Source organism: Microcoleus sp. T2B6 (genome assembly GCF_036700475.1).
Taxonomy (GTDB): domain Bacteria; phylum Cyanobacteriota; class Cyanobacteriia; order Cyanobacteriales; family Microcoleaceae; genus Microcoleus.
This window is the reverse complement of sequence record NZ_JAUBOZ010000037.1, coordinates 1-26,742: the sequence shown is the minus strand read 5'-3', so window position 1 is coordinate 26,742 and position 26,742 is coordinate 1. Positions and strand designations below refer to the sequence as shown.

The 26,742-nt window shown below is 44.9% G+C and carries 31 protein-coding genes and 1 pseudogene; 16 read left to right on the top strand and 16 right to left on the bottom strand.

Annotation, left to right across the window (positions count from 1 at the left end; genetic code table 11):
- Positions 1 to 251 precede the first annotated feature (251 nt).
- Complete coding sequence (locus tag QUA00_RS17565; protein ID WP_333036521.1) at positions 252 to 1,841, top strand: glycoside hydrolase family 57 protein; 1,590 nt, start codon at positions 252 to 254, stop codon at positions 1,839 to 1,841.
- A gap of 57 nt (positions 1,842 to 1,898) precedes the next feature.
- Here QUA00_RS17565 and QUA00_RS17560 read toward each other — a convergent pair whose 3' ends face one another.
- Entirely contained in the window at positions 1,899 to 2,060 is a 162-nt protein-coding gene (locus tag QUA00_RS17560) for a hypothetical protein (RefSeq protein WP_333148309.1), read from the bottom strand.
- A 44-nt stretch (positions 2,061 to 2,104) separates the two neighbouring features.
- Here QUA00_RS17560 and QUA00_RS17555 point away from each other — a divergent pair, with 44 nt between their 5' ends.
- Positions 2,105 to 2,320 carry a hypothetical protein gene (locus QUA00_RS17555; protein WP_333148311.1) on the top strand — a complete coding sequence of 72 codons (216 nt, stop codon included), beginning with the start codon at positions 2,105 to 2,107 and terminating at the stop codon, positions 2,318 to 2,320.
- A gap of 93 nt (positions 2,321 to 2,413) precedes the next feature.
- Here QUA00_RS17555 and QUA00_RS17550 read toward each other — a convergent pair whose 3' ends face one another.
- A complete protein-coding gene (locus QUA00_RS17550) occupies positions 2,414 to 2,608 on the bottom strand; it encodes a hypothetical protein (RefSeq protein ID WP_333148313.1) in 195 nt (64 codons plus the stop codon).
- A 74-nt stretch (positions 2,609 to 2,682) separates the two neighbouring features.
- Positions 2,683 to 3,865 (bottom strand): annotated as a pseudogene (locus QUA00_RS17545) (RNA-guided endonuclease InsQ/TnpB family protein).
- A 187-nt stretch (positions 3,866 to 4,052) separates the two neighbouring features.
- On the opposite strand from QUA00_RS17545, the gene QUA00_RS17540 reads away from it, so the two are divergent.
- The 5 genes from QUA00_RS17540 to QUA00_RS17520 all read left to right on the top strand — a co-directional run bounded on the left by QUA00_RS17540 (position 4,053) and on the right by QUA00_RS17520 (position 5,477).
- Entirely contained in the window at positions 4,053 to 4,229 is a 177-nt protein-coding gene (locus QUA00_RS17540) for a hypothetical protein (RefSeq protein ID WP_333144997.1), read from the top strand.
- A 332-nt stretch (positions 4,230 to 4,561) separates the two neighbouring features.
- Positions 4,562 to 4,852 (top strand): hypothetical protein, encoded by a 291-nt coding sequence (locus QUA00_RS17535; protein WP_333144996.1) that lies wholly within the window; start codon positions 4,562 to 4,564, stop codon positions 4,850 to 4,852.
- On the top strand, positions 4,849 to 5,145 hold the full coding sequence (locus QUA00_RS17530; RefSeq protein ID WP_333144995.1) for a type II toxin-antitoxin system RelE/ParE family toxin: 297 nt from the start codon (positions 4,849 to 4,851) through the stop codon (positions 5,143 to 5,145). Before QUA00_RS17535 ends, QUA00_RS17530 begins: the two co-directional genes overlap by 4 nt.
- Positions 5,142 to 5,339, top strand: coding sequence for a hypothetical protein (locus QUA00_RS17525; protein WP_333144994.1), 198 nt, complete (start codon positions 5,142 to 5,144; stop codon positions 5,337 to 5,339). Before QUA00_RS17530 ends, QUA00_RS17525 begins: the two co-directional genes overlap by 4 nt.
- Positions 5,340 to 5,354: 15 nt before the next feature.
- Positions 5,355 to 5,477: a hypothetical protein gene (locus tag QUA00_RS17520; RefSeq protein ID WP_333144993.1), complete on the top strand. Its 123-nt coding sequence runs from the start codon at positions 5,355 to 5,357 to the stop codon at positions 5,475 to 5,477.
- Between the two features lie 348 nt (positions 5,478 to 5,825).
- Here QUA00_RS17520 and QUA00_RS17515 read toward each other — a convergent pair whose 3' ends face one another.
- Positions 5,826 to 5,969 (bottom strand): hypothetical protein, encoded by a 144-nt coding sequence (locus QUA00_RS17515; protein ID WP_333144991.1) that lies wholly within the window; start codon positions 5,967 to 5,969, stop codon positions 5,826 to 5,828.
- A 10-nt stretch (positions 5,970 to 5,979) separates the two neighbouring features.
- Positions 5,980 to 7,053: a radical SAM protein gene (locus QUA00_RS17510; protein WP_333144990.1), complete on the bottom strand. Its 1,074-nt coding sequence runs from the start codon at positions 7,051 to 7,053 to the stop codon at positions 5,980 to 5,982.
- A gap of 459 nt (positions 7,054 to 7,512) precedes the next feature.
- Between QUA00_RS17510 and QUA00_RS17505 the strand changes: the two genes are divergently transcribed.
- From QUA00_RS17505 to QUA00_RS17495, 3 genes are all read left to right on the top strand, one after another.
- Entirely contained in the window at positions 7,513 to 8,295 is a 783-nt protein-coding gene (locus QUA00_RS17505; protein WP_333410432.1) for an ABC transporter permease, read from the top strand.
- 229 nt (positions 8,296 to 8,524) lie between these two features.
- Positions 8,525 to 9,388 (top strand): aldo/keto reductase, encoded by an 864-nt coding sequence (locus QUA00_RS17500; protein WP_333144988.1) that lies wholly within the window; start codon positions 8,525 to 8,527, stop codon positions 9,386 to 9,388.
- A gap of 369 nt (positions 9,389 to 9,757) precedes the next feature.
- Positions 9,758 to 10,435, top strand: a complete 678-nt coding sequence (locus QUA00_RS17495) for a GIY-YIG nuclease family protein (RefSeq protein WP_333144987.1) — start codon at positions 9,758 to 9,760, stop codon at positions 10,433 to 10,435.
- Positions 10,436 to 10,589: 154 nt separating this feature from the next.
- On the opposite strand, the gene QUA00_RS17490 is transcribed toward QUA00_RS17495, so the two are convergent.
- Positions 10,590 to 11,438: a DUF3598 family protein gene (locus tag QUA00_RS17490; RefSeq protein ID WP_333144986.1), complete on the bottom strand. Its 849-nt coding sequence runs from the start codon at positions 11,436 to 11,438 to the stop codon at positions 10,590 to 10,592.
- A gap of 18 nt (positions 11,439 to 11,456) precedes the next feature.
- Between QUA00_RS17490 and QUA00_RS17485 the strand changes: the two genes are divergently transcribed.
- A complete protein-coding gene (locus QUA00_RS17485) occupies positions 11,457 to 12,266 on the top strand; it encodes an SAM-dependent chlorinase/fluorinase (protein WP_333144985.1) in 810 nt (269 codons plus the stop codon).
- A gap of 237 nt (positions 12,267 to 12,503) precedes the next feature.
- Here QUA00_RS17485 and QUA00_RS17480 read toward each other — a convergent pair whose 3' ends face one another.
- Together QUA00_RS17480 and QUA00_RS17475 are read right to left on the bottom strand one after the other, a co-directional pair.
- A complete protein-coding gene (locus QUA00_RS17480; protein ID WP_333144984.1) occupies positions 12,504 to 13,400 on the bottom strand; it encodes an alpha/beta hydrolase in 897 nt (298 codons plus the stop codon).
- A gap of 38 nt (positions 13,401 to 13,438) precedes the next feature.
- Complete coding sequence (locus QUA00_RS17475; protein WP_333144983.1) at positions 13,439 to 14,443, bottom strand: site-specific DNA-methyltransferase; 1,005 nt, start codon at positions 14,441 to 14,443, stop codon at positions 13,439 to 13,441.
- Positions 14,444 to 14,614: 171 nt separating this feature from the next.
- Here QUA00_RS17475 and QUA00_RS17470 point away from each other — a divergent pair, with 171 nt between their 5' ends.
- A complete protein-coding gene (locus tag QUA00_RS17470) occupies positions 14,615 to 15,418 on the top strand; it encodes a helix-turn-helix domain-containing protein (RefSeq protein WP_333144982.1) in 804 nt (267 codons plus the stop codon).
- A gap of 82 nt (positions 15,419 to 15,500) precedes the next feature.
- Here the strand turns inward: QUA00_RS17470 and leuS are convergent, their stop codons facing one another.
- The 3 genes from leuS to aat form a co-directional block, all read right to left on the bottom strand.
- Positions 15,501 to 18,056, bottom strand: a complete 2,556-nt coding sequence (gene leuS / locus QUA00_RS17465; RefSeq protein WP_333144981.1) for a leucine--tRNA ligase — start codon at positions 18,054 to 18,056, stop codon at positions 15,501 to 15,503.
- 250 nt (positions 18,057 to 18,306) lie between these two features.
- Positions 18,307 to 19,008, bottom strand: coding sequence for a Uma2 family endonuclease (locus QUA00_RS17460; protein ID WP_333285019.1), 702 nt, complete (start codon positions 19,006 to 19,008; stop codon positions 18,307 to 18,309).
- A gap of 100 nt (positions 19,009 to 19,108) precedes the next feature.
- Positions 19,109 to 19,705 carry a leucyl/phenylalanyl-tRNA--protein transferase gene (gene aat / locus QUA00_RS17455; protein ID WP_445300766.1) on the bottom strand — a complete coding sequence of 199 codons (597 nt, stop codon included), beginning with the start codon at positions 19,703 to 19,705 and terminating at the stop codon, positions 19,109 to 19,111.
- Between the two features lie 46 nt (positions 19,706 to 19,751).
- On the opposite strand from aat, the gene QUA00_RS17450 reads away from it, so the two are divergent.
- The gene (locus tag QUA00_RS17450; protein WP_332953433.1) at positions 19,752 to 20,081 is read left to right on the top strand and encodes a hypothetical protein; all 330 of its coding nucleotides are present in this window, start codon (positions 19,752 to 19,754) and stop codon (positions 20,079 to 20,081) included.
- A 203-nt stretch (positions 20,082 to 20,284) separates the two neighbouring features.
- Here the strand turns inward: QUA00_RS17450 and rpsN are convergent, their stop codons facing one another.
- From rpsN to QUA00_RS17425, 5 genes are all read right to left on the bottom strand, one after another.
- Positions 20,285 to 20,587 carry a 30S ribosomal protein S14 gene (rpsN, locus tag QUA00_RS17445; RefSeq protein WP_333055623.1) on the bottom strand — a complete coding sequence of 101 codons (303 nt, stop codon included), beginning with the start codon at positions 20,585 to 20,587 and terminating at the stop codon, positions 20,285 to 20,287.
- A gap of 257 nt (positions 20,588 to 20,844) precedes the next feature.
- On the bottom strand, positions 20,845 to 21,507 hold the full coding sequence (nth, locus tag QUA00_RS17440) for an endonuclease III (RefSeq protein WP_333410428.1): 663 nt from the start codon (positions 21,505 to 21,507) through the stop codon (positions 20,845 to 20,847).
- Between the two features lie 49 nt (positions 21,508 to 21,556).
- On the bottom strand, positions 21,557 to 22,357 hold the full coding sequence (locus QUA00_RS17435; RefSeq protein ID WP_333410479.1) for a Uma2 family endonuclease: 801 nt from the start codon (positions 22,355 to 22,357) through the stop codon (positions 21,557 to 21,559).
- Between the two features lie 366 nt (positions 22,358 to 22,723).
- Positions 22,724 to 23,824 carry an RIP metalloprotease RseP gene (gene rseP / locus QUA00_RS17430; RefSeq protein ID WP_333410426.1) on the bottom strand — a complete coding sequence of 367 codons (1,101 nt, stop codon included), beginning with the start codon at positions 23,822 to 23,824 and terminating at the stop codon, positions 22,724 to 22,726.
- A 35-nt stretch (positions 23,825 to 23,859) separates the two neighbouring features.
- On the bottom strand, positions 23,860 to 24,021 hold the full coding sequence (locus QUA00_RS17425) for a hypothetical protein (RefSeq protein ID WP_333410425.1): 162 nt from the start codon (positions 24,019 to 24,021) through the stop codon (positions 23,860 to 23,862).
- Between the two features lie 57 nt (positions 24,022 to 24,078).
- Here QUA00_RS17425 and QUA00_RS17420 point away from each other — a divergent pair, with 57 nt between their 5' ends.
- The 3 genes from QUA00_RS17420 (at position 24,079) to QUA00_RS17410 (ending at position 26,429) form a co-directional block, all read left to right on the top strand.
- Positions 24,079 to 24,756, top strand: a complete 678-nt coding sequence (locus tag QUA00_RS17420) for an ATP-dependent Zn protease (protein WP_333410423.1) — start codon at positions 24,079 to 24,081, stop codon at positions 24,754 to 24,756.
- 214 nt (positions 24,757 to 24,970) lie between these two features.
- Positions 24,971 to 25,522 (top strand): hypothetical protein, encoded by a 552-nt coding sequence (locus QUA00_RS17415; RefSeq protein ID WP_333308202.1) that lies wholly within the window; start codon positions 24,971 to 24,973, stop codon positions 25,520 to 25,522.
- 349 nt (positions 25,523 to 25,871) lie between these two features.
- A complete protein-coding gene (locus QUA00_RS17410) occupies positions 25,872 to 26,429 on the top strand; it encodes a Uma2 family endonuclease (protein ID WP_333144973.1) in 558 nt (185 codons plus the stop codon).
- Positions 26,430 to 26,742 lie beyond the last annotated feature (313 nt).

Sequence of the window (26,742 nt, the reverse complement as noted above, 5' to 3'; positions counted from 1 at the left end):
TGCCTCCTTACTGTATTATAAACATTTCAGTAAAATATCTACAAAAATAAAGATTTGGAGATTTCCGTACCTACAATCTCCCTGCCTTTCATCCCACCGAAGACACTGGGTACAGTTATAGCGGGGGACAACAGGAGCGAGGAGTTAAAAAAACACGGCATTTTGTGAGTCCCGTTTCAGCATAAAATCTTAAAATATTTTAAAGCTGTCCCTAACAGGCGTCAGTTAATAACTACGGCATCCAAATCATTATGACTATTGGCTACCTCGCCCTCGTTCTCCACGCCCACTTGCCCTTTGTTCGCCACCCCGAAAGCGACTACGTTTTAGAAGAAGAATGGCTGTTTGAGGCGATCGCGGAAACCTATATTCCCCTGCTGCAAGTCTTTGAAGGGCTCAAGCGCGACGGCATCGACTTTAAAATTACCATGAGCATGACGCCGCCCTTGGTGGCAATGCTGCGCGACCCCTTGCTGCAAGACCGCTTCGACGACCACTTGGCTAAACTCGAAGAATTAGCGGATCTCGAAATCGAACACAACAGCGGAAACGGGCACCTCCGCTACTTGGCAGAACATTACGCCGCCCATTTCTCTCAAGTCCGCAACTTTTGGGAAAAGTACGATCGAGATTTAGTCAAAGCCTTCAAAGAACACCAAGATACCAACAACCTCGAAATCATCACCTGCGGTGCCACCCACGGCTACCTACCGCTGATGAAAATGTACCCCGAAGCAGTTTGGGCACAAATTCAAGTAGCTTGCGACAACTACGAAGCAAACTTCGGCCGCCGACCAAAAGGCATTTGGCTGCCCGAATGCGCCTACTATGAAGGCTTAGAGCGGATGTTAGCCGACGCAGGCCTCCGCTACTTTCTCACAGACGGTCACGGCATCCTCTACGCCCGCCCGCGTCCCCGCTACGGCAGCTACGCCCCCATTTTCACCGAATGCGGAGTCGCAGCCTTCGGTCGGGATCACGAATCCTCGCAGCAGGTTTGGTCTTCCGAAGTCGGCTATCCAGGCGCGGCCGAATACCGCGAATTCTACAAAGATTTGGGTTGGGAAGCTGACTACGATTACATTAAGCCCTACATCATGCCCAACGGCCAGCGGAAAAATACCGGGATTAAATATCACAAAATCACCGGTCGCGGATTGGGTTTAGGCGATAAACAGTTGTACGATCCATACTGGGCAAGGGAAAAAGCAGCCGAACACGCCAGCAACTTTGCTTTCAACCGGGAACGCCAAGTCGAACACCTCAACGGGATTATGCAGCGTCCGCCGATTATTGTTTCGCCTTACGACGCCGAACTTTTCGGTCACTGGTGGTACGAAGGGCCTTGGTTCTTAGATTACCTGTTCCGCAAGAGTTGGTACGACCAAAATACCTACGAGATGACGCACTTAGCCGATTATTTGCGGGGAAATCCGACTCAGCAAGTGTGCCGCCCGTCTCAGTCTAGCTGGGGTTTCCGGGGTTTCCACGAATATTGGCTCAACGATACCAATGCTTGGATTTACCCGCACTTGCACAAAGCTGCGGAACGGATGATTGAGTTGGGAAGCATGGAACCTGCGGATGAATTGCAGTGGCGCGCTTTGAACCAGGCGGCGCGGGAAGTGCTGCTAGCTCAATCTTCTGACTGGGCATTTATCATGCGTACAGGGACGATGGTGCCCTATGCAGTGCGCCGGACTCGATCGCACTTAATGCGCTTTCACAAGCTTTACGATGAAGTGAAAGAAGGGAAAGTTGATTCGGGTTGGTTGGAGAAGGTTGAGGAGATTGATAATATTTTCCCGGAAATTAACTATCGCGTTTATCGATCGCTTTAAGGCTCGTTTCCCCTCCCATCCTGTCCCCCCAGCCCTGCTTAAGGGAGGGACAGGATGTTAATTAAAATTATAGGTAATGGGGCGATCGCCATGAGTGGAATGAGAGGGGCGATCTTTGGTTGAGAGTGTGAGTGCGATCGCTTTTTGACATCGAAAGGTCGATCGCACTTTATGTCTTTTTCTCAACGCGCAGGCGATCGCACAACACAATGTAGTCAAACAGCATTTTGAGCTGAGGAACGCTGGACAATAGAGAATTACTGGTGAAGAATTTCAACTATCTTGGCGATCGCCTCGTTCAACTTCTCAGGTTTAAGCTTACCAGCTTTATAAAGTATAATTTATCGCTCAGCGGTAAACAAGCGATTAGGTCTAATGTTGCTAGTTTGGTTAAGTCCACCCTCACTAAAATCACTACTTTGAAGGCTAATAGCATAGCGATCGGCGAGCGTCTGGCTAGTAATTTGACAAAGAATTAGATCGTCTCCTGCCAAAGTTGCTATTACTAGAGCGTCGGCGCTTGGCTTGTGTTAAATCTGAAAATGGGAAAGGAACAACTATCACATCACCTTTTACAAATTCTGCCATGCTTCATCCTCCTCTAATCTTAACCAGTCTTTTTGCAAAGAAGATTCACTCAGCAGGCTTGCTTCTAACTTATCTTTATCATACTTTGCTTTGAGAAATTGCAGAAAATCCCAAACTTCTTCTAATATAAATTCGGGGATATTATCCATTTCTTTAAGGAGCAATTCTTTAGCGTTCATGTCATTTACCTATAAAGACATATTGACACTCCTCGGCCTAAAGGCACGAGGATTCTTGGATCAGCCAGTCGAACTTATCTCTGTTTTGCTACCACCAGCAAGTAGAGATCGGTCTGTCCCCCAGCGTGAATTCCGGTGTGCCCCACCGTATTTAAATTGATTTTTGCCTGCTTCAACCCTTTTGCTAGGATGTTTTTTGCGGCGTTATGGTCGCGATCTAATACCGCACCACAATCACAAATATGGGTTCGAGTTGACAGGGTTTTCTTAACTAAATTGCCACAGTTTGAACAATCCTGGGAAGTGTACTGTGGTGGAACAGCAATAACTGTTTTGCCATACACTTTTCCAAAATATTCCAAATAATGATCAAGTTTGTGACCAAGCTGCATCGCTAATTGATTTAGCGAGCTTATGGTTTTTCACCATGTTCCGCACCTGAAGGTCTTCGTAGGCTATAAAATCGTTAGATTTTACCACGCCGGGCGTCGTCTTTATGGCGAAGTCTTTACGCTGCCTACTGACTTTCAGGTGCTTTCTTCCTAACTTGTTAATCGCTTTTTTTCGGTTCTTGGAACCTTTCTTTTTCCGAGAAACTCGCTGATGCAATCTCTTCAAAGCTTTTTCGCTTTTTCTGAGATACCGAGGATTAGGAACTGTTTCGCCGTCGCTATCAGCATAGAAGTGGTTTAACCCAACGTCTATCCCAGTGGCTTTACCAGTCGGAACAAGTTCCTCTTTCCTCTCCACATTGATGCAAAATTGGGCGTAGTATCCATCGGCGCGGCGCACAATTCTGATTCGTTTAATCTCACCAGGCGCATAAAAATGCAAATCCCGACTACCAATTAACTTGAATTTTCCGGCAGCAAAGCCGTCTTTAAATGTTAGACATTTCTTGTCGGTAGAAAGCTCCCATCCCGAAGTTTTATATTCCACAGATCGGGTGTATTTCTTGAACTGCGGGTAGCCTTTTTTTCCTGGTTTCTTAGCTTTGCAATTAGCAAAGAAACGTTGTATAGCAAAAATGGCACGTTCGGCGGAAGCCTGACGTGCCATCGAATTAAGCTTGCCTGCCCATTCAAACTCTTTCGCCATCACGGCGCATTGTTTGTACAGGTCTACTAACTTAATTCCTTGATTGTCTACCCAGTGTCTAAGAGTTTTATTTCGGACAAATTGAGCCGTCCGAATCATGTCGTCTATGATTCGATATTGTTCCGCTTTGCCCTTCAACTTAAACTCTAAAACTATCATTGGAATAGTCTCTCACTTTTGCTAAAACTTTTACTTACAAGTCTGTATATTTAATAATTATTCATATTACTTATAATTAAAGCCGTCCTATAAGGACGGGGCTTTAGACCCAGTTTCTTGGTAACTGTTAATCTATAATAGCATCCTTCAGATTAGCAGCGCTCAGTTGCGATCGCTCCCAATCTTGATGAGCGACGGACAACCGCAAGCAGCCCGCCAAATTCCGGCTGACGCTCAATCCATCCTCGCTTACCTACCCGATCGCATCCGCATCGCCCTCATTACCCGCGCGGCGGCTATTGAGTATCCCATCGAAGCTGTCGTGGAAATGGCGATCGCCAGTTGTCTCGATCGACTCGCTTAGCGTTGGGCTTTGCAGACTGTAAGCCAGGGCGCGGTAAGTAGTTGCCGATCGAGACAGATTTTAACTTTTAGTTGGTAATGGCATTTTTTGGGCAAAAAGTAGAGCTAGTGCGATCGACTAACCTACTAATTCAACCCCCAGGCGATCGCTCTTTTTGATATGGAAAGGACGAGATCCTTTATTTCTATTTCTCAATGCGCGGGCGATCGCCTTTTTCTATCTGCCACAGTCAAGAGCGATTCCCTACGGGATAGCTTCGCTTCACGCATTTTTGTAATAAAATACGATACAGTAGAAGTATTGTCCAACCCTTGCCCCCATCCGAGGTAACAATGCAAATCACCTTGAGCCAAGAGCAAACCCAAGTCCTTGAAGCTTTAGTAAAGCACGGTCAATATCCCTCCCTTGAAGAAGCAATTAACACAGCCTTGCTGTTATTAATCGATGATGTTACTTTATCCGATGACGGCAACAACCCAAACTATTTAGCGTGGGTACAAGAAACTGGGAAGAAAATCGATATAGCACGAGAACAAGCACAACGGGGTGAGTTGCTCAATCCAGACGATGTATTAGCTCAACTTAGAGATAAAGTGAAAAAAGCCAGAGAATTAAGAGCATGAATCGCTTGCTTATTACGCTCGAAGCGAGTCGAGATTTATCCGAAATTTCCGATTACTTTTTGGCGCAAAGCGTGGATGCAGGAGAGCGCTTTGTGGAAGGATTTGGTAAAAAATGTCAGCAGATTGCACAGTTTCCATATTTGGGGCGATCGTATTCACAATTTTCTCCCAGTTTACGTGGTGTGCCATTGATGGGATACATCATTTTTTATCAAATAGTTGGTGATGGTATTGAGATTTTGCGCGTTATTAGTGGTTATCGTAACTTGCAGGATGTTTTCAATACTGATTGAGTAAAAGCAATGCGCTCGCTATTGTGTCTGGGAAGGTCGATCGCTCTTTTGGCATGGAAAGGGATATTGAAAAATACTTAAACTACCTGATTCCTAATCAAGATTTGTTCCAGCACACAACATCCACAATTCGCGGGATGGTGGCAATCGCACAGGTGGAATTGAACCGGGAGCAGCAAGAGAGGGAATGTTAGCGCGAGCGAGAACAAATGGAAATCGGCAGGAAGAAGGAAGACAAAGAGAAAAAGCGATCTCGCCAACTTGAGAATATCATATTTTTGTCGGAACTGCGATCGGCGGCGGACAAATCTTTTGGGTCAGCTATCCCCTAATCAAAGATACACCGATTAAATAGCAACCCGATTTTTCCCTCCCGCTTCATCCCTTCACCGCGACGATTATCTGGAGTTTGCTTTTCGGTTTAATATTCGGCCTGCTGATACTGGGTAGCCTGCCGCTGGCGAGAAAAATATCCCCCAGAATCCTGCGGCTGGTAAGAAAAATATTGCCCAGGTAAAGCGGTGCGTGAGAGTCAATAAGCTGTCGCGCCTTTAAATTGCATATTCAGGGCGGGCGGGACGCCCACCCCACAAGAGTTAGATTGTTTTTTGACAGACAATTTAAATGCAGAACAGCTTAGTAAAGGGCTGCGGTGCAATGATTTTTCACCGTCACCCACCCTACGACTGATACAAAACATTGTATTCGTAGGGAAACGGCATTCCCGCATCCTTTAGCCCAACCGAACAGGAATACAATTCATTAAACAAAAAACCGGGTTTCTGATAAAACCCGGCCACCATGAACAGAAGCAATATTAACACTGGTCAAACCTCAATTCTTTAATAACTTCATCCCCATTTTCACCTTGTCCAAAATCGTCTTCTGCGAAACACAAGTAATCAGACAAAGCTTGCCGCAATTCAAAGTATCGCGGCGGACTTCCTGAGCTTTTTCGCCGTACCAAATCTCGCGGGCGCTGGCGTTTTTCACATTACCAATCACCGGAAACTCATCGCACAATTTCACATCGCCGCGCGTATCAATCCAGTAATTTCGCAGTCCAACGCGACAAGGACGAGTTGAATCAGGAGCTGTTTCTTCGGCAAAGTGAGGAATCATCAATCGCAACACTTCATCGCTGTTCATAATCGGAGCGCCGTTCTTCTTCATTTCAATTAGCCGCTCGATTACTTGTGAAAATTCCTCCATGTCTTCTTTTTCAATCCACAATTCCTCGTATGTTTCTGGCGTCCAGCGGTTGACGGATTGGAAGTTCACCGTCGTCGCCCCAATTCCCTGAGCCCAGGTGACTATTTCCGGGAGGTGGCGGAAATTGAGTCGGTTCATTGTCGGTTTGACGTTGATCGGAAACAAGACGTTCTGTTTTTCTTGTTCTTCGCGCAGATAGCCGATTCCTTTAGAAAGCCGATCGAACAATCCGGGTTGACCCCGCAAATAATCGTGCAGTTCTGCGTTCGGCCCGTCAACGGACATATTCACATTAAAAGGACGAGCAGCGACAGTTTTGGCTGCGTTTTCCCTGGTCATGCAATAGCCGTTGGTGGTGACGCCGGCGTGAATGCCATTTTTATTCGCAAAGGCCAGCAAGTCTAGAAAACCTTTTTTAATATAAGGTTCGCCGCCGCTAAAGTTGATTGAAAATTCGCCCACAAAGTCTTTGACGCTCAAGAGGGCATTTTGCCATTCTTCGATCGTCATTTCGTCTTTATATTCTTTGAGTCGCCAATACTCGCACTGGCGGCATTTAACATTGCAGCGCTCGTTGACAATCCCGTAAAAAGTGACTGGGCTTGTCACGTCGTATCCTGTATTGATCCGCAGCGATTCGGCTACTGCACTCTTGGTGTGCTTGACGCCCAGTCTCGATAATGTTAAAGCATCCATGTCTTTTTTTCCTTACGTGTTGTTAGCTAGGTCAATTCCTCGATCCCTCTTTTGTGCGTATAATTACGCATTCCTGATTACGTATTCCTTTTGAGTACGTATGCCCCATCCTAAGTGTTGCGTTTGGGTATGGCTAGATGTTTTTGAAATATTTATAATATTAAAACTTGTAACATATTAGTATTTCCAATGTATCAAGCGAGGCTTTGTGTGAAGACATGAATTCGGCTTAATAATTGCCAAAATATATGGGCTTAAGATTGACTTTAATTAATAATTGTAATTTATATTTAAAATTGGTTAAATAACTTAATACAGTTTGTCAGTAAAACTACGTAGGCAAGCGGTATCAATAATTTATTGTTATAGTGAAATGAGTAGCCAGTACAGCAGTTAACTTCACACAAGCTTTACAATATGGGAATTTAAGTATTTACACGGCCAAAAATGGCTATAAACATGGGACGATATTTGCACGTACTGAAAATGTTCTGGGGTGCGGCGATCGCAGCGGAACTAGAATACCGAATCAACTTTGTCCTCGCGACCATCAGCAGCCTCGGAAATCTTACTGGCAGCTTGTTTGGGCTATTTTTGTTCTACCGTACCGGCTACACGTTTTCGGGCTGGAAATGGGAAGAGGCTTTAGTTGTACTCGGCATTTTTACGGTTTTGCAGGGGTTTTCGTCAACGTTTCTAGCACCTAATCTCAGCCGTATTGTCGATCGAGTCCAGCAAGGTACTCTCGATTTCGTACTCCTCAAACCCATCAGTTCCCAATTCTGGCTATCTGCAAACACAGTTTCGCCTTGGGGAATGCCAGATTTAATCTTGGGCATCGTATTGCTGTTGTATGCTGGAAACAAATTGGGAGTAGCAATCGGCAACTATTTTTTAACAGCAATACCGCTGTTCTTCGGAACTATTACTCTTTACAGTATATGGTTTATGTTAGGGGCCACCAGCATTTGGTTTGTCAAAATTTACAATGTTACCGAAGTCCTCAAAGGATTGTTAGAAGCGGGTAGATTTCCCATGGCAGCTTATCCCGCAGCTTATCGATTTTTCTTCACCTTCGTAGTTCCCGTTGCCTTCTTGACGACTGTGCCTGCAGAAGCCATGCTGGGGAGAGGTGAAATCGTTTGGATCGCAGGGGCGGGAATATTGGCGATCGGGCTGTTATTTTTCTCCCGCTACTTCTGGCAATTTGCACTCCGCTTTTACACCAGCGCTTCCAGCTAGTTAAGTAGGTAGGTAAGCGGCTGCACATCTAGATTGTCTATTATGTTTGAGAGGGAGAGGATTTGACACCTGGGGAATAGAGAAGTGAAATATACATTTTCAAGGCAAAACAGCTTATCTAAAAAATATTTTTGTCTATTTACTTAGATAGATAGTTAAATAAATGTAATATCTCAACCTATCCTTGAAATGTAAACTGGAAATAAACCACGCACAAGAAGGCAAACCAATGAAAAGAAAAAAACTGGGTAACAGTAATTTTACTATCAGCGCGATCGGTCTTGGATGTATGCCAATGTCCTTAAGCGGCCGGCCCCCCGAAGATCAATCAATGGCGGTAATTCACCGCGCCCTCGATTTGGGTGTCACCCTAATTGACACAGCAGATTCCTACTGCCAAGATCAATCTGATAAACACCACAACGAGCAGTTGATTGCCAAAGCTTTGGAACAGTACACCGGAGATACTCGCGCCGTTACTATCGCCACTAAAGGCGGCTTAATGCGGCCTCAAGGTGCGTGGACGCGCAATGGCAACCCCCACCATTTACGCAAGACAATTCGGGAAAGTTTTGAAGCATTGGGCGGCAAGGAACCGATCGACCTTTGGCAGTACCACTCGCCAGATCCCGCTTATACCATCGAAGCAGCCCTAGCACCTGCAAAAGAAGCAGTAGAAGCAGGAATGATTCGATTTATTGGATTGTCCAACTTTTCTGTAGAGCAGATCAAACGTGCCCGCGATACAGTAGAAGTTGTCTCCGTGCAGAATCAGTACAATCCGTGGCACAGACAGCCGGAATCAGACGGGGTTCTGGAATATTGCGAAACCGAAAAACTGACATTTTTTCCCTGGAGTCCTTTGGGAGGAAGCCGCCGCGTCACCAGCTTGCAAGATATGCCCGCGATCGCCAAATTAGCAGCAGAAAAAAACGTTTCAGTTTACTGTATAGTATTAGCTTGGTTGATGGCCCAATCGCCTTGCATCGTTCCGATTCCCGGTGCGACCAAAGTATCGAGTATTGAGGACTCTGTGCAGGCGCTCGAAGTTAAATTGACTGACGAGGAATTGCAACAAATTGCCGTAAGTTAAGTATATATAGCCTCTCGATCTCTCATATGAGGTACTCATGGCCTCCGTGGCCTCCGTGGCCTCCGTGGCCTCCGTGGCCTCCGTGGGCATACCTCACTTTTTTGAGAACCGCTATAGCAATCCTCGCATCATTTGTGTAATTCTTGTAGGGGCAAACCCCCCGTGGTTGCCCCCATGATGCTGGGGTAGGCACTCTTAGCACTACCCCTACATCTCATTTAGGATTGCTATATAAGGGCAAAAAAAACAATAGAACAGGCAAGATGCATGTTCCACAAAGAGAACTTTATTGTGGGGTGGGTTGGAAAACCCGCCCTTGAAAGTGAGATTTAATGAGTAAAGTTGACATTTTTTGAGGAATTGAGTTTAATGGAAGCTAATCAAGTGAATGCCGATCGAGACGTAGCAATTGAACATCAAAACGTACCTGTCGCCCATGAAGGACTGCACAACTTTTTATACAGTTCCGACTCAGAACACAGCGCAGCAGCGACTCTTTCTGAATTAGAAAATGACGGTACGCAAGTAATCTCGATCGATACATGGCGCGATTTGGCAACTAACGCGAAAGTCGCCGGCGTTTACGCTGTAATGGACACTTCCCGCAACACTCAGTATGTAGGTTATTCGCGAAATATCCTGCTTTCAATCAACGGTCACATCGCCCAAAATGGCGCAGAAAATTGTGCTTTCCTGCGCGTGCAAACTTTCAAATTCCCGAAGCGGGAAGAAATGGAAAGTTTGCGCGATGCTTGGATAGCAGAAATTGGCAGCATTCCGCCTGGAAACGATGCTGAAAGCGAAATGTGGGCGGCTACGGTAGGCCAAGCAGCGCGATCGGCAATGTCTGCTGAGGAACAAAAAGCTTATGAGGAAAAGAAGCTGAAATTGCGTAAAGCAATGGCAGATTCTAGTCTTACCAAAGAGTTAGAAACAGCAGCCAAAAATGACGGCGAACGCGCTAAGGATTTGGAAGCGGCTGTTAACAATGATGATTGGAGTGCGGTGATTCAATCGCAAACCCAGGAAACAAAGTCCCGCAAATAAAATTAGCTGCTACATAAACTTTCCTCCGCCGTAAAGTGGACTGGAAGAGCATCAAATCCAAAGGGCGGGTTTATCTATTTCCTGAGTTACCTATAAATATTTAGGGTAAAACCCGCCCCTACTAACTAATGACTAATGACTAATGACTAAATTACTAATGACTAATTTTTCGTTCTTTAACTAAAGTCAAACTTACCCATTCACCCCGCTCATTGTAACTGCGAATCATCCGAAACCGCAAGTCAGGTTCTACCAACCAACCGGCCTCGAAAAATATAGGTTTTCTGGATTCAATCTTGACAGGTAAAGTGCAAGAACCGCCGTCAGGAAGGAGCACAACTTGCACGGGTGAAGCACCTTCGTTAAAGTGCAGAACTGAACCGTCTATGGTGGCGCTAGAAGTGATAACACTAGCATTACTGCCAAAAGTGATTTTGTGCACTAGGCGATCGCTACTTTCTAAATGCAATTGTAAATTGGTAGAAGAAAAGTCAGGAGAACGCGAATCAGGATACATTGTCACGGCCTCGCCCTCCCACTCTCCCAGCAAATCTTCAACAGTTAAAGGCGGACGTTCGGGGACATTTTTATCAAGCTGCTTTTCCCGAATTAAGATAAGTTTGGATAAATTGCCGTCGGTATTGTATGTCAGAGGGAAGCGCAACCGACGATAATTGTAGATAAAACTCAACTCGGCACCGCACTCTGAAAAAGGCGCTAGTTGAATAGTACCCTGAGAAAAAGCTCCATTCTCAAAAAATAGGATATCTCGTCCCAAACTTTGATATTCTCGAACAAGTTCGCTGACTTCCGGTTCGCCGACACCGCTAGGATTTGGGGAAAACCGACGCAGTTTCAATCGCACTGTTTTGTTGTCATTGAAGCCTTCGAGAGAAATAATGCTAGGAGTATCTTGAAGTACCTCTCCTCGCGTTGATAGCTGAGTGAAGGAACCGTGCCATTCTCCCAAGTTTTGCAGAAAGTTTTCCCATTGTGATACCATATTTTTACCTTTGGATATATGTCTAAAAATAGAATTATAACTCTGCTTACGGATTTTGGATTAAGCGATGTTTATGTGGGAGTGATGAAAGGTGCGATCGCCCAAATTAACCCGCAGTTAAAAGTCATTGACATTACGCACCAAATACCCTCTCAAAATATTGCGGCGGCGAGGTTTTGTTTGATGACTGCTTTTGCTTATTTTCCGCCGGAAACCGTACACGTTGCTGTCGTCGATCCGGGGGTGGGAAGCAAGAGACGCCCGGTTGCGATTAAATGTGCTAATTGCTTTCTTGTCGGGCCGGATAACGGGTTGTTTAGCGGGGTGTTGAGTCGGGAAAGTGCGAGATCCTCTGTCGAACTCACGAATTCTCAATACTGGCGCACACCTCAACCCAGCAGCACTTTTCACGGTCGCGATATTTTTGCAGCAGCGGGCGCTCACTTGGCCAACGGGGTGGCGTTGGAAGACTTGGGAGGGGCGATCGACCCTGCAAGTTTAGTAGAGTTAGAGATACCAAATTGTGCCGTTACAGCCACAGGTGCAGCAGGCTGCATTCAATATGTCGATCGCTTTGGCAATCTAATTACTAATATCCCGAATAATTGCATTATAGGTAACAATTGGTCATTGACAATTAGCAATAGTTCTGATGCAATTCGCATCCCCAGCGGTAAAACCTACAGCGACACCGAACCGGGCGATTTAATTGCCATAACTGGTTCTGACGGTTGGGTAGAAATTGCCGTTAATGGCGGCAGCGCTCAATCTGTATTAAAATTGGAATGCGGAGCGATCGTGCAATTACTTTTTGAAACTAACAATTAAATAGGACTTATAGCCTTTCTCAGTAACATGAGGTGCTCTCGCGGGCATAGGGCATAGGGCATAGGGCATAGGGCATAGGGCATAGGGCATAGGGCATCAGTTGTGAGCGGTGTGTACCTCATTTTATTGAGAACCGCTATACGCATGGGTGCTCGGAAACCTGGTTTTTTACGAAAAAACTTTGTTGTAACCAGCAGATGCGGTGAAAAACCCGGTTATGAAGGCGGAGTGCGTAAGTCATAGTTTTTTTCGATCGATTACTTTTTCGGCAAAATCCACAATAGTTTGGCGATATTCGGGATTATTAAAAAAAGCATCTCCATTATTGTGCCTAGCATTAGGAACTAGCAAAATTTTTTTATATTCAGGAGAACTAGCATATAACTTTTTGCTCATAGTAGCAGGAACAAAACGATCGGCAATCCCGTGAACAAACAAAATCGGCATTCGCAGTGATTTGACCTTAGCCAGAGAATCAAACCTTTGCGTCAGCAACAACCGCACCGGAAAAAATCGCATATAAGCATTATTTTCCACCATATCCACCATAGAAGTAAACGAATTGTGGACAATCAAGCCAGCAGCTTCTGGATGCCTGATTGCTAACTCAATAGCAACAGCACCTCCCATTGAATGACCGTAAAATAAAATTTGGCTAGGCAACAATTGCCGCTGCTTAACTAAATAATTATAAGCAACTTCAGCATCTTCATATACTTGTGATTCCTTCGGAAAACTGCCTTGACTGCGGCCGTAACCCCGGTAATCAATCAGCAATACAGAAAAACCCAATTGCCGAAAGCGGTAAGATTGACTGATATTCGCACCGATGTTCAAACCCCTGCCGTGCAGGTACAATAAAGTTCCTAATGATTTTCGATTTGCGGCGGGCAGCCACCAACCGTGAAGTTTTTCAATTTTGCGCGATCGACCCTTAACTGGCAACCAAACTTCTTGGTAAGGGATGTTAAAAGCATCCGGTGTTTTGGCGATTGTAGGTGTTGGCTGAAAGATCAAACGAGTTTGCAGAAAAAACAAGAGTATACAGGAAGCAATGTAGGCGATCGCCCAAATCTTTCCTATTAAAAATAGCAACTTCAAACAATGTCTGTATCTATTTTGTATTTCGAGCATTGTGGTAACTCAAATAAAATTTTGGCTGTTTAGCCAAATTAAAAACAATAATTATTAACTTCAAAAACTAGCCTATTTTGAGGTAAAATCAATCCTGATGCTTCCTCAGTTAACAATTGGTTGTATATTGTATCCGCTTGCCCAAAAGATTCTTGAGGCAAAAATCTAAATATTGATGCAGCAACATATTGTTTTTCTTTTTCAAAGCTTATCCAGTTTCTTGATAATTCTTCTGCTGCAAAACCCGTAGTATTAGAACCAGAAAAAATATCTACTACCAAGTCTCCCGGTTCAGTAAGAAAATTTATAAAAAATGACGGTAATCTTTGGGGAAAACGTGCCGGATGCGCCTTAACATTAAACTCTTTGCACCAACGCAAGTATTGAGAATTACTTTCAGAATTAGAAATTTCTAGCAAATTAGATGGAATAGCACCTCCATTATCTTTGGCAAATCGATCGCTAATATTGTGACCGGAAGGACGTTCTTTGGGCGTGTAAAATTCATCAGCATTTTTCAAAAGTTTTTTCATTCTCTCAGAATACTCTACTTTGACTTTAGTAATATTCGCTTGAGGTTGATTCGTTTTGGAAAGCCACCAAACAGTATTCACAGAATCTTTTGCCCGGATTTTCTTTTTATTCACCCACTCTATAGGAGATGGAAGTTTTGAAGGATTAAACCAGAAAAACTCTTGAGCAAGTTTAAATTCATATTCGTCACATAACCTAATAAGTACGCGGTAATTATACAGCGACCGTACAGGTATTCCTTTCTGATAAGCACCTCCAAGGTCTATAACAAAACTTCCAGTATCCTTAAGAACTCTTTTAATTTCAGGAGCAAAGCCCAGCAGCCAATCAACATATAAATCTTGATCCTCATTTCCATAACTCTTTTGGCGTTGCAATGCAAAAGGAGGGGATGTAATCACCAAATCTATAGAATTGCTAGCAAGACTATTCAGGAGATGAAGAGAATCTCCCAAATAAGATTGACCGTATTGGGTGGTGTAAATTGGAGCGGGCAAAATGTTACTCATGCTTAATTTAGATTAGTTTAAGGTACAAAAGACACAGCCTACTGTCATTATATCAAAATCCGTACTCTCAGTGTTACTAAATCCGTACTTTCAGTTCGTTGTTTTGTGTATAAATTCTTCGTACCATTCAAAAAGCGAACTTTCAGTTCGTTTTTATGAATTGTGAGGGGTATGAATTACAAAGAAGCCAGACAACAATTTGCAGTCAAGGTAAGTCAGTTACGCAGAGAAAAAAGGATGACACAGGACGAGTTAGCAGAACTCATAGACAAGACTACTGACTATATCAGCTTATTGGAACGCGGTGAAAGATCGCCATCCTTTGAAGTTATTTTCGCTCTAGCTGAAGCGCTCGATGTACCCGCTACTTATTTAATCAGTTTTAGCCAAAGCGGCGAAAGTACAGCTCTCATTAACACCCTAATAGCTGAACCAGTTTCTCCGTCAGTTGTAGAGCCTGTTGAAGAGGCTGTTACCACGGAAGCAGAACGCATTTCAGATGCTAAACGGCTAGAAAATGCTATGAAAAGCATCCAAGAATTGCAAAATCTGGCTAGTGAATATGGTATTGCGGATATTTTTCAAGATAACGGGGGAAAGACTTTACAGTTATTAATTCTTTTAGGGCTGCGGATATCGCCTGGACGTGAAGGAAACGATGCTATTGATGCTGAAGGAAAAGAATACGAACTTAAAACAATAAATATTGCTCTCAATAGAAGCGGTGGGGTCACTACTCACCATCATTTGAATGAAATTATACTTGACAAGTATCGCCGAGTAGAAGCTTGGTATATTGGACTGTATGAAGGCATAACTCTCAAAGAGATTTATAAACTTACACCTGAAATGCTGGAACCTAAATTTAAAGAATGGGAAGAAAAGGTGAGGCTAAGAAACGAGCCGCTAAACAATCCTAAAATTCCCTTAAAGTTAGTAAAAAAAGGGCAACTTGTCTACTCTTATAGTAAATAATAGTTGCCCGATAGTGTTTAAAGGGGATTAGGTTGTGTTTGTGTAGAAACGATAGCTTGCCTACAGGTAGCGATTTTTACCCTCAAGCTACCACGAAATTAACCAACTTTCCAGGCACCACAATTACCTTTTTAATCTCCTTACCTTCAAGGTGACGCTTAGCCAATTCAGACTCGCGAGCAAACTTTTCCAACGCAGCTTTATCAGCACCAGAAGGCACTTGAATTGTGCCTCGAGTTTTGCCCATAACTTGAATTACCAGCGTAATTTCATCGGTAATTAACGCAGAAGCATCCACACTCGGCCAAGTTTGCGTATGCACCGATTCACTGTTACCAGTATTGTGCCACAATTCATCAGCAATATGCGGCGCAAAAGGCGCTAACAAGCGAATCAAAGTGTTAATTCCTTCTGCATAAATTGGCGAATCTTTACATTTAGCATCATTCAAAGCATTGCTGAGTTTCATCATTTCCGAAACAGCAGTATTGAACTGATAATCGCCCTCCAAATCTTCGCTCACTTCCTTAATTGCAGTGTGAATCGCCCGCCGCAAATCCTTCTCAGGTTTACTTAAAACCTCTTTCTCCCCCCCTTGCGAAGGGGGGGCAGGGGGGGGTGCACCAAACTCTGTAACCACGCGCCAAACGCGATTTAAAAAGCGAAATTGCCCTTCCACATCAGCGTCGTCCCACTCCAAATCCTTCTCTGGGGGCGCTTTGAATAAAATAAACATCCGCGCCGTATCTACCCCATATTTGCCCATAACTTGCAAGGGGTCAACGCCATTGTATTTTGATTTGGACATCTTCTCGTAGAAGACTTCCAAAGCTTCGCCAGTTTGAGGATCTTTGGGATTTGTGGGGTCTATATCTGCTGGGGGAACGTATTTGCCAGTAACAGGATTTTTATAGGCCATTGCTTGCACCATGCCTTGAGTTAACAGGCGTTTAAATGGTTCGTCACAATTGATCAAACCCCGATCGCGCAAAACCTTGGTAAAGAACCGCGAATACAGCAAGTGCAAGATTGCGTGTTCGATGCCGCCGACATATTGGTCTACGGGCATCCAATCATTTGTCTTTGCCGTATCGAAGACTTGCTCTTGATTTTGAGCATCGGGATAGCGCAAGAAATACCACGAAGAATCTATAAAAGTATCCATCGTATCTGTTTCCCGCTTCGCCGCAGTCCCGCAACTCGGACAAGGAACGTTTACCCATTCTTCCATCTTTGCCAAGGGCGAACCTTTGCCAGTAAATTGTACATTTTCCGGCAACAATACGGGCAAATCCGATGCGGGTACGGGTACTGTCCCGCAGGTGGGACAGTGAATTACGGGAATCGGAGCGCCCCAATAACGCTGTCTAGAAATCAACCAATCTCTCAAGCGGTATTGGATGCGGGCTTTGCCATAACCTGCATTTTCGGCATGGTGAATAATCGCTGCTTTGCCTTTAATTGAATCCATGCCGTTGAAGCTTTCGGAATTAATCATAATTCCTGGTTCGGTGTAAGCTTCGCTCAATGGCAGCTCATCATCATCCACAATTACTACTTTAATTGGCAGTTGATATTGATTGGCAAATTTGAAATCTCGCGTGTCGTGGGCGGGTACTCCCATAACTGCGCCGGTGCCGTATTCGTACAATACATAATCGGCAATCCAAATGGGAATTTCTTCGCCGTTGAAAGGGTTGATTGCTTTGCCGCCTGTGGGGATACCGCGCTTTGGTTTGTCTTCGGCTGTGCGATCGATCTCGCTTTGGGCGGCGACTTCTTTGATGAAGGTTTCTACGGCCGCTTTTCTGTCTGCGGTTGTCACGCGCTGAGTTAGTGGATGTTCCGGCGCTAAAACAAGGTAACTGACGCCGTAAACTGTGTCTGGGCGAGTGGTGAAAACAGCGATTTTTTCATCCATTCCGACAATCGGAAATTCTAAGTAAGCGCCGACTGATTTGCCGATCCAGTTAGCTTGCATTAATTTGACTCTTTCTGGCCAATCTGGCAATTTGTCTAAGTCGTTTAATAACTGTTCGGCGTAATCGGTAATTTTGAGGAACCACTGCCGCAATAATTTGCGCTCGACTTTGGCACCGGAACGCCAGGAACGTCCTTCGTTATCTACTTGTTCGTTTGCTAAGACTGTTTGGTCGATCGGGTCCCAATTAACTGCCGCTTCTTTTTGATATGCTAATCCTGCTTCTAAAAATTGTAAGAAAATCCATTGAGTCCACCGATAATAATCGGGAGAACAAGTTGTAACTTCTTTTGTCCAATCAAAGGAAATGCCGAGACGGCGAAATAAGCCTTTCATTTGGGCAATATTTTCATACGTCCATTTTGCCGGGGGAATTCCGCGCTCGATGGCGGCATTTTCTGCGGGCAAACCAAAAGCGTCCCACCCCATCGGATTGAGTACGCGATAGCCTTGCATTCGCTTGAGTCTGGCAATTACATCGATGATTGTGTAGTTGCGGACGTGCCCCATGTGCAGGTTTCCCGACGGGTAGGGGAACATGGATAAGGCATAAAATTTAGGCTTTTGGGTATCTTCTGGCATCTGGTCTAAGTTTTGCTCAGCCCATGTCTGCTGCCATTTTTCTTCTATGGATTGGGGGTTATATCTGGAATCCACAACAATTGCTCCGTGCAGGGTTTAGTAATGTTTGCTTCAGTATTTTTACACATTCAAGGGGCTTCGATTCTGATTTTTCTGAGCACCAAGGATTTTGGCTCACATCTCTGTATTATATATTGTAGTATCAGTGATTTTAGTTGGGGGGCGATCGACCAAATATCCCGGTTCGCCCTGAAAAAAGTAAATAACTGCAATCCCCAGAAACCCGATTTCTTTGACAAACCGGGTTTATTCTCCTAGTTCGAGCTTAGATGCTATCTGGATCGATGTTCAATTCGCGCAGTTTGGCGGCTAAACGTTCGGCTTTTTGAGCTTCTTGTTCGGCCCGCTGCGAGGCTTCTTCTGCACGCTGAAATTCTTGTTCTGCGCGCCGTCGCTCTAATAGCCGCTCTGCATTTATTTCGGAATAGGAAAGAAACTTTTCTCCATCAGGGCGATAGATTTCTAACCCTTCTTCTGGTAACTCAAACCGCACTCCCAGTCTGGGACTTATCCATCCCTCCATCGGTTCAATTGGTTCTAAGATTCCTTCAATTCTTTGCCAACCTTCTAACTGATTTCTTTCGGGATCGTAAAGGTAATACTCCTCGACTCCATAACGATAGTAAAATGAAAGTTTCTTGTTCATTTTTGTGTTACTATCGTTGTGGGAGCGAATTTCAAAGACGACTTGGGGAGCAATATTATCTTCGCGAGATTGTATGTATGAACGTCGCTCGCCTTTTGGTCTACCAAATATCACCATCGTATCCGGCGCTTGAGAAATATCTGGTCTACCTTCAACCGGATACCACAGTAAATCGGCGGCTACAAACACGTTGGGGTCATCTTCAAACAGCGATTCGCAACCTTCTTTGATTGTGACAATTAATTTGTATTGTATTGTGCTGTCTGCCATTGGTTGACCGTCGCTGCTGGGATAAATAATTTCTTCGGTTGTGACTTGCATAGTGGTTGTATCCGAGAAGTATCTGAGCTTAATTATACTATTGTTTGAAGCAACTATTCGAGCCGAAAATGACATTGCCCTTTCCCTACTGACAGAATATTCAAAATAGCGTGCAGCGGCGCTTCAAAGCTGCTTGCAAAAGAGTGTTGTACAGTTTTTCCTTAACAGTATAAGCTCCGAATCTTTCCAAGTGCGGATTGTTCATTTGAGCGTCGAACATCAGATAAGATCGATCGCGCAATCTCTCCACCAACTTCACCATCGCCACCTTAGAACCCTCGGGAATTCGGTAAAACATCGACTCCCCAATAAACGCACCGCCGATCGACAATCCGAGAATACCGCCCGCCAATTCGTCGCCGCACCAAGTCTCGAAGCTGTAAGCCCAACCGGCCTCATACAAACCCCAGTAAATCTTCTTGAGCTCCTTAGAAATCCAAGTCGTTTCGCGATCGGCACAACCCTCAACCACCGCGCCAAAATCGCGGTTCACAGCCACCGAAAATCGATTTTGATTGATTTGGCGACGCAGGGATTTCGGATAGGTAAATCTTTCATCCAGGGGAATCAGCGCCCGCTGCCGGCTGGAATACCACCCCAAACTTTCCTCGCCGTCATTTGCCATCAAGAAGTAGCCTTGGGCATATCCTTGTATAATTGTCGGTATATCATATTGCATATATTTATCAGTTGTCATTTCTCAGTTAACTTTTCAAAGTCAACATTAGCAATTAGGAATAATCATGTCTGAAACCATTGAACCTATTACCTTACCGCCCGCCAAAAACCCTGAGCAAGAAGGCCAATGGCTCCAACAAACGCTGCTGGCATGGCTAGACTCCGAGTTTATCCCAGAAGCAGCCAACCAGCAAATAGCTAAAAGAGCTGCCCAAATCTATGTTCGCCAGCGTATGGAAGGCGAAAATGACGTGGGCAGCCTCGTAATTGCGATCGTCACCGAAATGCAGGCCTATGATTTTTCTAAAAGCTTCTACGGCGAATTTGCGATCGCCAATGCCGTCAGCGACTTGTTACTCGATAGTCTAGGCATCGATAAATGCTGTGGCCAGTGAAGCAAGAAGGAGGAAAATTTAACTCATAAGTCTGAAACAAGAATCAACCCCAAACATAATCTTGCCGATTATTTATAAGTTTTTTTCCTTCTTCCTTCTTCCTTTTTCTTTAGAATAAATCTCCAGAAACACGACAATTTCAGAAAAACATCATCCGTGTATCCGTGTCATCATCCGTGTCGTGCCTTCCTTCTTTCTTCGTGCTACCAGCTAGACTTCACAACACCGGGCAAAAGACCTTCGTGAGCCATTTCTCGCATCATGTTGCGAGACAGTCCGAAGTCACGATAGTAACCTCTGGGGCGTCCAGTTGCCCAGCAGCGGTTCCGCAAGCGAGTCCGCGAACTGCTGCGGGGTAGCTGTTGTAGTTGGCGGTGAATCGCCATTTTGTCCATCTGATTGGTAGCTTGGTCAAACTGGTCTTTCAGGTCTTCCCGCTTGTCGGCGTACTTGTCTACGAGTCTCTGGCGCTTTTTCTCGCGCTCGACCATGCTCTTCTTAGCCATAATCTGTTGATATCCTTAGATTAATCACAATCTACTATTTTACTATATTTTTGTCATTTTGGATCTCTTTTATTTGAATTATTTCTTTTGTCAACAAGATTTTTAGCAACAGGCAAGATGCCTGTTCCACAATAACTCAACATTTTTAGCAACAGGCAAGATGCCTGTTCCACAATAAATTAACATTTTTAGCAACAGGCAAGATGCCTGTTCCACAATAACTCAACATTTTTGTGGTACAGGCATCTTGCCTGTACTTAACATTGGTGCAACACCAAACTATTAGCAGAAGGACACAAATCTGCCAGTTCGCAAACATTGCAAGCCGGATTTCTGGCATTACAAACCGCCCTGCCGTGATAAACCAACCGAATCGACCAATTTTCCCAATCCGGCTGCGGCAACAATATCATCAAATCCCGCTCGATCCTTGTAGGATCGGTATGTTCGGTCAATCCTAACCGCTGAGTCAAACGTTTGACGTGAGTGTCTACCGTCACGCCCATATTAATACCAAAAGCGTGAGCGAGAACGACATTAGCCGTTTTGCGGGCAACTCCGGGCAATTCTAGCAGCAGTTCCATCCGCTGCGGCACTTGATTGTTAAATTTATTGACGATCGCCTGACAAGCACCTTTAATATTTTTAGACTTATTGCGGTAGAAACCAGTCGATCGCACCAGACTTTCCAATTCTTCTAAATCAGCATTTGCCAAAGCCACCGCATCGGGAAAACGCTTAAACAAAGCCGGCGTTACCAGATTTACTCGATCGTCCGTACACTGAGCCGAGAGAATCGTCGCCACCAGCAACTGCACGGGAGTTTCGTAGTTGAGAGTGCAAGGAGCTTCTGGATAGAGGCGTTTGAGGCGAACCAGAATTTCGAGCGATCGTTGTTTTAAACTTAACTTTTTAGTCATTAGTCATTAGTCATTAGTCATTAGTCCTTAGTCATTAGTCATTAGTCCTTTACAAAAGATTGGGGTCGATTCCCATTTCGCGGAGTCGAGCTTCTAAAGCTTCCGATCGCGATCGTTCTTGTTCCAGCAAAGTTTCTGCTTGTTCGGCTCTTTGGCGTTCTTGTTCGGCTCTTTGGCGTTCTTGTTCGGCTCTTTGGCGTTCTTGTTCGGCCCTTTGCTGTTCTTGTTCGGCCCTTTGCTGTTCTTCTTCAGCTCTTAATTCTGCTTGCTCTCGCAGTTGAGCGAGTTCCACAAAACTTACAAATGGCGCTCCGTTTGGTCCGAATATTTCTAGTGCGGTTTCTGATAGTTGAAACCGCACTCCTAGCCGGGGACTTACCCAACCGTCCGCCGATTCTACAGCTTCTAATTCTTGGTCTCGACGCTGCCATATAGTTAAATCCACTTGTTCAGGGTTGTACAAGTAATATTCTTCCACGCCGTAGCGTTCGTAAAATTTGAATTTTTGAATCATCGGAGTTAGACGGTTGCCAGGGGACAAAATTTCAAACACGACTTGTGGCGGAATGTTATCTTCGTTCCACTGTTGGTAGGAACCTCGATATCTTTTCGGTCTGCCAAAGGCTACCAGCACATCGGGTGCTTGAGCAAGTTTATTATTTCCTTCTACTGGATACCACAGTAAGTTACCCGCCACAAAAACATCAGCAACCCTTGCAAATAAAAGTTCTAAATTTTCTTTGATCCAGACGATTAATCGAAACTGTTCGGTATTATCTGACATGGGTTCTCCGTTGTCATCGGGGTAGATGATTTTTGATCTTTCTGGATATTGCAGTTGTGTAATCATTGCTTTTTTTGCCAAATTTAAGGAGCGAATATTAGTCATTAGTCAAAAGTGCTGTCATGACTAATGACTGTTAATTTTTAACTGTTGACTAATCTTATTGGTTATTAGTGGCAACCAACAAATAACCAATAATCAATAACCAATAATCAATAATCAATAACCAATAACAACCAACTATAGCAATCCTAAATGATTATACTCGTTACCAGGAAGAGCCTGGTAACGCATATCCGGAGGCTCTGCCTCCATAGTCTGGGCCGAGGCAGAGCCTCGCTTACATCGGTTCCCAGGCAGAGCTTGGAAGTTAACCAGTTATTGAAACTGATGCGAGGATTGCTATACTGACTACTGACTACTGACTACTGACTATTGTTGCCTAAGATTGCCCATCAAATCGAACCCAGCCAAATTAGCTGTATCGCGAATAATCAAGAAAATTCCCAAACCCAGCAACAACACCAAACCAGTCTGCATGACATTTTCCTGAATGCGGTTCGGCAGAGGCTTGCCCCGCAGTCCTTCTATTAACAGAAAAGCTAGCTGACCGCCGTCCAAAGCAGGTAAAGGCAAGATATTAATCACAGCCAAATTGATGCTAATTAGCACCGCATACTGAAACAAACTGGCAGCATCCGATTTGGCAATCCCTGCACCAATCGCCACAATCGCCACAGGCCCGGACAACTTGTCGGCAGTCTGGCTGAAATTGCTAAGTAACTGCCCGAAACCTTGAACCGTCAGCACCACAATGCGCTCAAATTCTTTGGCGGCCTTGCTAAACGCCTCTACAAATCCGGCCCTCTGTCGCACCACAGTGCCGTTAGAAGTTAGCTGCACGCCAATGCGACCTTTGCCGTCGGGCGACTCTTCAGGAGTTACTGTCACCACAAATTTTTGTTCTTGGCGCTGAATTTCCAACGCTAGGGGTTGGTTGGGATGATCTTGGATTGCTGCGACCAATAATTTGACTGCTTCGCCGGAAGCGCCCAATTCCTTGCCGTCAACAGACAGAACAACGTCGCCCGATCGAATTCCCGCTTGTTTCGCGGCCGAACTGACTTCTGCGGCGACTTCCGGGACTTTAACTCCCGGTAGGTAGTTCATTTCTGCCGCGCCGACAGTACCCAATTGCACCACCAGCAGGAAGTAAGCAAAAATTAAGTTGGCAATTACCCCTGCGCTAATGACGATCGCCCGATCGAGCACGGGGCGATTTTTGAGCAAATTCGGGTCATTTGGGGGAATTGTACTGTCGGGATCGTCGTCCGGGAAACCCACGAAACCTCCCAGGGGAAAGGCGCGGAGGGCGTATTCAGTTTCCGGGCCTTGGTACTTCCAGAGGACGGGCCCGAAACCGATGGAGAAGCGGTTGACGTGGATGTGTTGAAGTCTCGCCGCCAGGAAGTGGCCGAGTTCGTGAACGACAATCAAGATACCTAAAACTGCGATCGCTGCCAAAACTGACATGAAGGATTCCACTAACACTTTTACTGGACTTTGATTTATTTTAATATCTTTTTAATATCGGTGGCTTCGGAGGGACAATTTTCCGTCAAACTGGAAGATGGTGTTTTTGTCGGAAGTCCCGGCTGCTGCGATCGACCCGACGCTGCCAAACCGATCGCGCGATCGTACCTGAGTTTACCTCTAAAACCCCTTCCCATTACCAATTCCCTATTACAAATTACCCATTAGCAATTCCCAGTTACCAATTCCGCATTATGAAAGACACTTCTTTGAATATTATCGCTATTTCTATCTTTGCCATCACCGTTTCAATATTGTTGGGGCCCCTATTCAACTTGCCAGAAGCCGTACCTGCGATCGCCACTTTTTGCCTGTTGGGGCTTGCTACCCTTGACAGTTTCCAGTGGCAAGGTCAAGGCGGTACTATTTTATTAGATTGGCTGGGGGGAACTTCCAAACAAAAGCGCGATCGTATCCTTCACCACGAAGCCGGACACTTCCTAGTAGCGTACCTGTTGGGAATTCCCGTAACCAGCTACGCCCTCAACGCTTGGGAAGCATTTAAACAAGGTCAAACAGCCCAAGGCGGCGTCCGATTTGAAGACGAACAATTAGCATCTCAACTCCAAAATGGCACTCTTTCCGCCCAACTTTTAGACCAATACTGCACCGTGTGGATGGCCGGAATAGTCGCCGAAAAATTTGTTTACGGCAGTGCAGAAGGAGGAGCAGAAGACCGCACCAAAATTAGTGCAATTTTAACACAACTGCGCCGTCCAAGTTCCGAGATTCAACTTAAACAAAACTGGGGTTTGCTGCGAGCAAAAAACCTGCTCGAAAGCCACAAATCAGCTTACGAAGCCCTAGTAGCAGCAATGGAAAAAAGAGCACCTGTTGCCGAATGCTGCGACATTATTCAGCAAAATTTATAGGAGAAAAAAGATTACGCACTCTTGCCTTATAAACCAGGTTTCTCTGTAGATTTCTCACAAAGACAGGACTTACGCACCGCCTCAATATATAGTGTTTTGTAGGGGCAAACCCCCCGTGGTTGCCCCCATACCTGGAATGATTGCGTAAGTCCTAAAAGACAAAAAATTTGCGTAGAAACTGAGTTTAAGAGCGTATTATAGGGATTAAAAATTCATGTCAGAACCCAATATTTTCCCAACTACACTGCAAACAGCGAACCCAAATACAGAAAAATTGTTGTGGCTGTTCGGTTTTCGGATCGACCCCGGCACCGAAATACCAAATCTATATACTCTAATTGTCTATGGAGAACAAGAGCCGCCCTTAGTAGCCGGCGGTCAACTTGTATTTTTTACCCGTCCAGAACTAGCGATTAACGCTCTCCAATTGTGCAATATCGATGTCAGCGAACTGGGAAAGCCACCCACACAAATAGACGCTATTTGCGACATTGCAGAAACGCTGTACTTGCTCGATGCCGAAGATTTTGACGAGTCCGCTACTATCCTCAACTGTTTGAACGCGCTTTTCGATTTAGTGAAAGCTACTTTAATACCGATGCCAACTGAATACAAGCGCATACTTTATGATTTTGCAGACCATTTGAATATTGAGGAAGAGTTTGCAAGTTTTTTAGACGCAGAAGATATTCAGCGATCGGAAATTGTCAATGCCATTTTGTGGTGTGTGGGAGCAATTACAGCTAAATCTAGATTGCTGACATAGCAATTTTAGTTGGGGATTTTAGATTGGGGATTTTGGATTTAAAGTAGTCCGGGACTCTACCAAAGAAACCGGATTTTTTACCATTGTTAAAGTCTCTCATCGAGTATTTTGATAAAAAACCCGGTTTCGGCCAGGGCTGTTTCGGGGCAACCGGGCGTGGGATTGCCCCTACGCAAAACCAGGCTTTTGTAGGGGCGGTGCCCCCGTGCCCGCCCCCACCCACAGATGATTTCATGGACATTTCAGGCATCGGGGCAACCACGGGGGGTTTGCCCCTACAAGAAAATGAAACCGCCCTGCGGTTTCGGCCTCTAGGACTATAGATAATATCGCCAAAGGAAATGGTGCCATGACTGTAACAGATTTACGCTTGTGGACTGTAGACGAATACCGCCGCATGACCGAAACTGGCATTCTCAATCCCGATGAACGAGTAGAATTAATTGACGGGCAAATTATTTCAAGGAGTGCAAAAAAGCCTCCCCACGCAGCAACTAATCTCTGTGCAGCCGACTATCTAAGAAGTCTGCTGGCAGGACTTGCTTTAATTCGCATCCAAGACCCGGTTACTCTAAGTATAAATTCAGAACCAGAACCCGATATTGCTGTAGTGCAAATTGACCCTCGGCTGTACCAAGATTTTCATCCCGCACCAGACAATATTTTCTTATTAATAGAAATAGCTGACACGACTTTAGAAACAGACCGCAAGCGGAAAGCACCGGCTTATGCTAAAGCGGGAATTACTGATTATTGGATACTTGATGTTAACACGCGGCAAGTTTATGTTTTTCGCGAACCGGGCGAGGCAAACTACGGACAAGAAACAGTATTTAATGAAGATGATGTTTTGTCAATGCTGGCCTTTCCAGAAATAGAAGTTCAGATTTCGCAACTGTTTCCTTAAGTCTGTGGGCGGCGGGTTTATCGATATCTTTAGCTACCGATGATCGATATTTCGGGTAAAACCCGCCCCTTGTATGGTGCTTAGCTGCTAGATTTTCGAGCTTGGGAAGTAGATTATCTGTGGCGACGCACCCTACGGTATCTACGGGTATTGTGTATATTGATATCGCTCGAATTACCACAACGTTGTAGGGGCGGGTTCACAAACCATACATAACAATGACCGACAATTTATAAACAGGGTAAGAGCATCTCAATCAGCCTTGACAAAAGGATTTGAGAAGAAGCATCATGTATTCATCATTCATTGCAGC

Bases quoted from the DNA above. Each gene is read 5' to 3' on its own strand.
- QUA00_RS17565 (WP_333036521.1), top strand. From the start codon at position 252: ATGACTATTGGCTACCTCGCCCTCGTTCTCCACGCCCACTTGCCCTTT.
- QUA00_RS17550 (WP_333148313.1), bottom strand. From the start codon at position 2,608: ATGAACGCTAAAGAATTGCTCCTTAAAGAAATGGATAATATCCCCGAA.
- QUA00_RS17540 (WP_333144997.1), top strand. From the start codon at position 4,053: ATGAGCGACGGACAACCGCAAGCAGCCCGCCAAATTCCGGCTGACGCT.
- QUA00_RS17535 (WP_333144996.1), top strand. From the start codon at position 4,562: ATGCAAATCACCTTGAGCCAAGAGCAAACCCAAGTCCTTGAAGCTTTA.
- QUA00_RS17530 (WP_333144995.1), top strand. From the start codon at position 4,849: ATGAATCGCTTGCTTATTACGCTCGAAGCGAGTCGAGATTTATCCGAA.
- QUA00_RS17520 (WP_333144993.1), top strand. From the start codon at position 5,355: ATGGAAATCGGCAGGAAGAAGGAAGACAAAGAGAAAAAGCGATCTCGC.
- QUA00_RS17510 (WP_333144990.1), bottom strand. From the start codon at position 7,053: ATGGATGCTTTAACATTATCGAGACTGGGCGTCAAGCACACCAAGAGT.
- QUA00_RS17505 (WP_333410432.1), top strand. From the start codon at position 7,513: ATGGGACGATATTTGCACGTACTGAAAATGTTCTGGGGTGCGGCGATC.
- QUA00_RS17500 (WP_333144988.1), top strand. From the start codon at position 8,525: ATGAAAAGAAAAAAACTGGGTAACAGTAATTTTACTATCAGCGCGATC.
- QUA00_RS17495 (WP_333144987.1), top strand. From the start codon at position 9,758: ATGGAAGCTAATCAAGTGAATGCCGATCGAGACGTAGCAATTGAACAT.
- QUA00_RS17490 (WP_333144986.1), bottom strand. From the start codon at position 11,438: ATGGTATCACAATGGGAAAACTTTCTGCAAAACTTGGGAGAATGGCAC.
- QUA00_RS17485 (WP_333144985.1), top strand. From the start codon at position 11,457: ATGTCTAAAAATAGAATTATAACTCTGCTTACGGATTTTGGATTAAGC.
- QUA00_RS17480 (WP_333144984.1), bottom strand. From the start codon at position 13,400: ATGCTCGAAATACAAAATAGATACAGACATTGTTTGAAGTTGCTATTT.
- QUA00_RS17475 (WP_333144983.1), bottom strand. From the start codon at position 14,443: ATGAGTAACATTTTGCCCGCTCCAATTTACACCACCCAATACGGTCAA.
- QUA00_RS17470 (WP_333144982.1), top strand. From the start codon at position 14,615: ATGAATTACAAAGAAGCCAGACAACAATTTGCAGTCAAGGTAAGTCAG.
- QUA00_RS17460 (WP_333285019.1), bottom strand. From the start codon at position 19,008: ATGCAAGTCACAACCGAAGAAATTATTTATCCCAGCAGCGACGGTCAA.
- aat (WP_445300766.1), bottom strand. From the start codon at position 19,705: ATGACAACTGATAAATATATGCAATATGATATACCGACAATTATACAA.
- QUA00_RS17450 (WP_332953433.1), top strand. From the start codon at position 19,752: ATGTCTGAAACCATTGAACCTATTACCTTACCGCCCGCCAAAAACCCT.
- rpsN (WP_333055623.1), bottom strand. From the start codon at position 20,587: ATGGCTAAGAAGAGCATGGTCGAGCGCGAGAAAAAGCGCCAGAGACTC.
- nth (WP_333410428.1), bottom strand. From the start codon at position 21,507: ATGACTAAAAAGTTAAGTTTAAAACAACGATCGCTCGAAATTCTGGTT.
- QUA00_RS17435 (WP_333410479.1), bottom strand. From the start codon at position 22,357: ATGATTACACAACTGCAATATCCAGAAAGATCAAAAATCATCTACCCC.
- rseP (WP_333410426.1), bottom strand. From the start codon at position 23,824: ATGTCAGTTTTGGCAGCGATCGCAGTTTTAGGTATCTTGATTGTCGTT.
- QUA00_RS17425 (WP_333410425.1), bottom strand. From the start codon at position 24,021: ATGGGAAGGGGTTTTAGAGGTAAACTCAGGTACGATCGCGCGATCGGT.
- QUA00_RS17420 (WP_333410423.1), top strand. From the start codon at position 24,079: ATGAAAGACACTTCTTTGAATATTATCGCTATTTCTATCTTTGCCATC.
- QUA00_RS17415 (WP_333308202.1), top strand. From the start codon at position 24,971: ATGTCAGAACCCAATATTTTCCCAACTACACTGCAAACAGCGAACCCA.
- QUA00_RS17410 (WP_333144973.1), top strand. From the start codon at position 25,872: ATGACTGTAACAGATTTACGCTTGTGGACTGTAGACGAATACCGCCGC.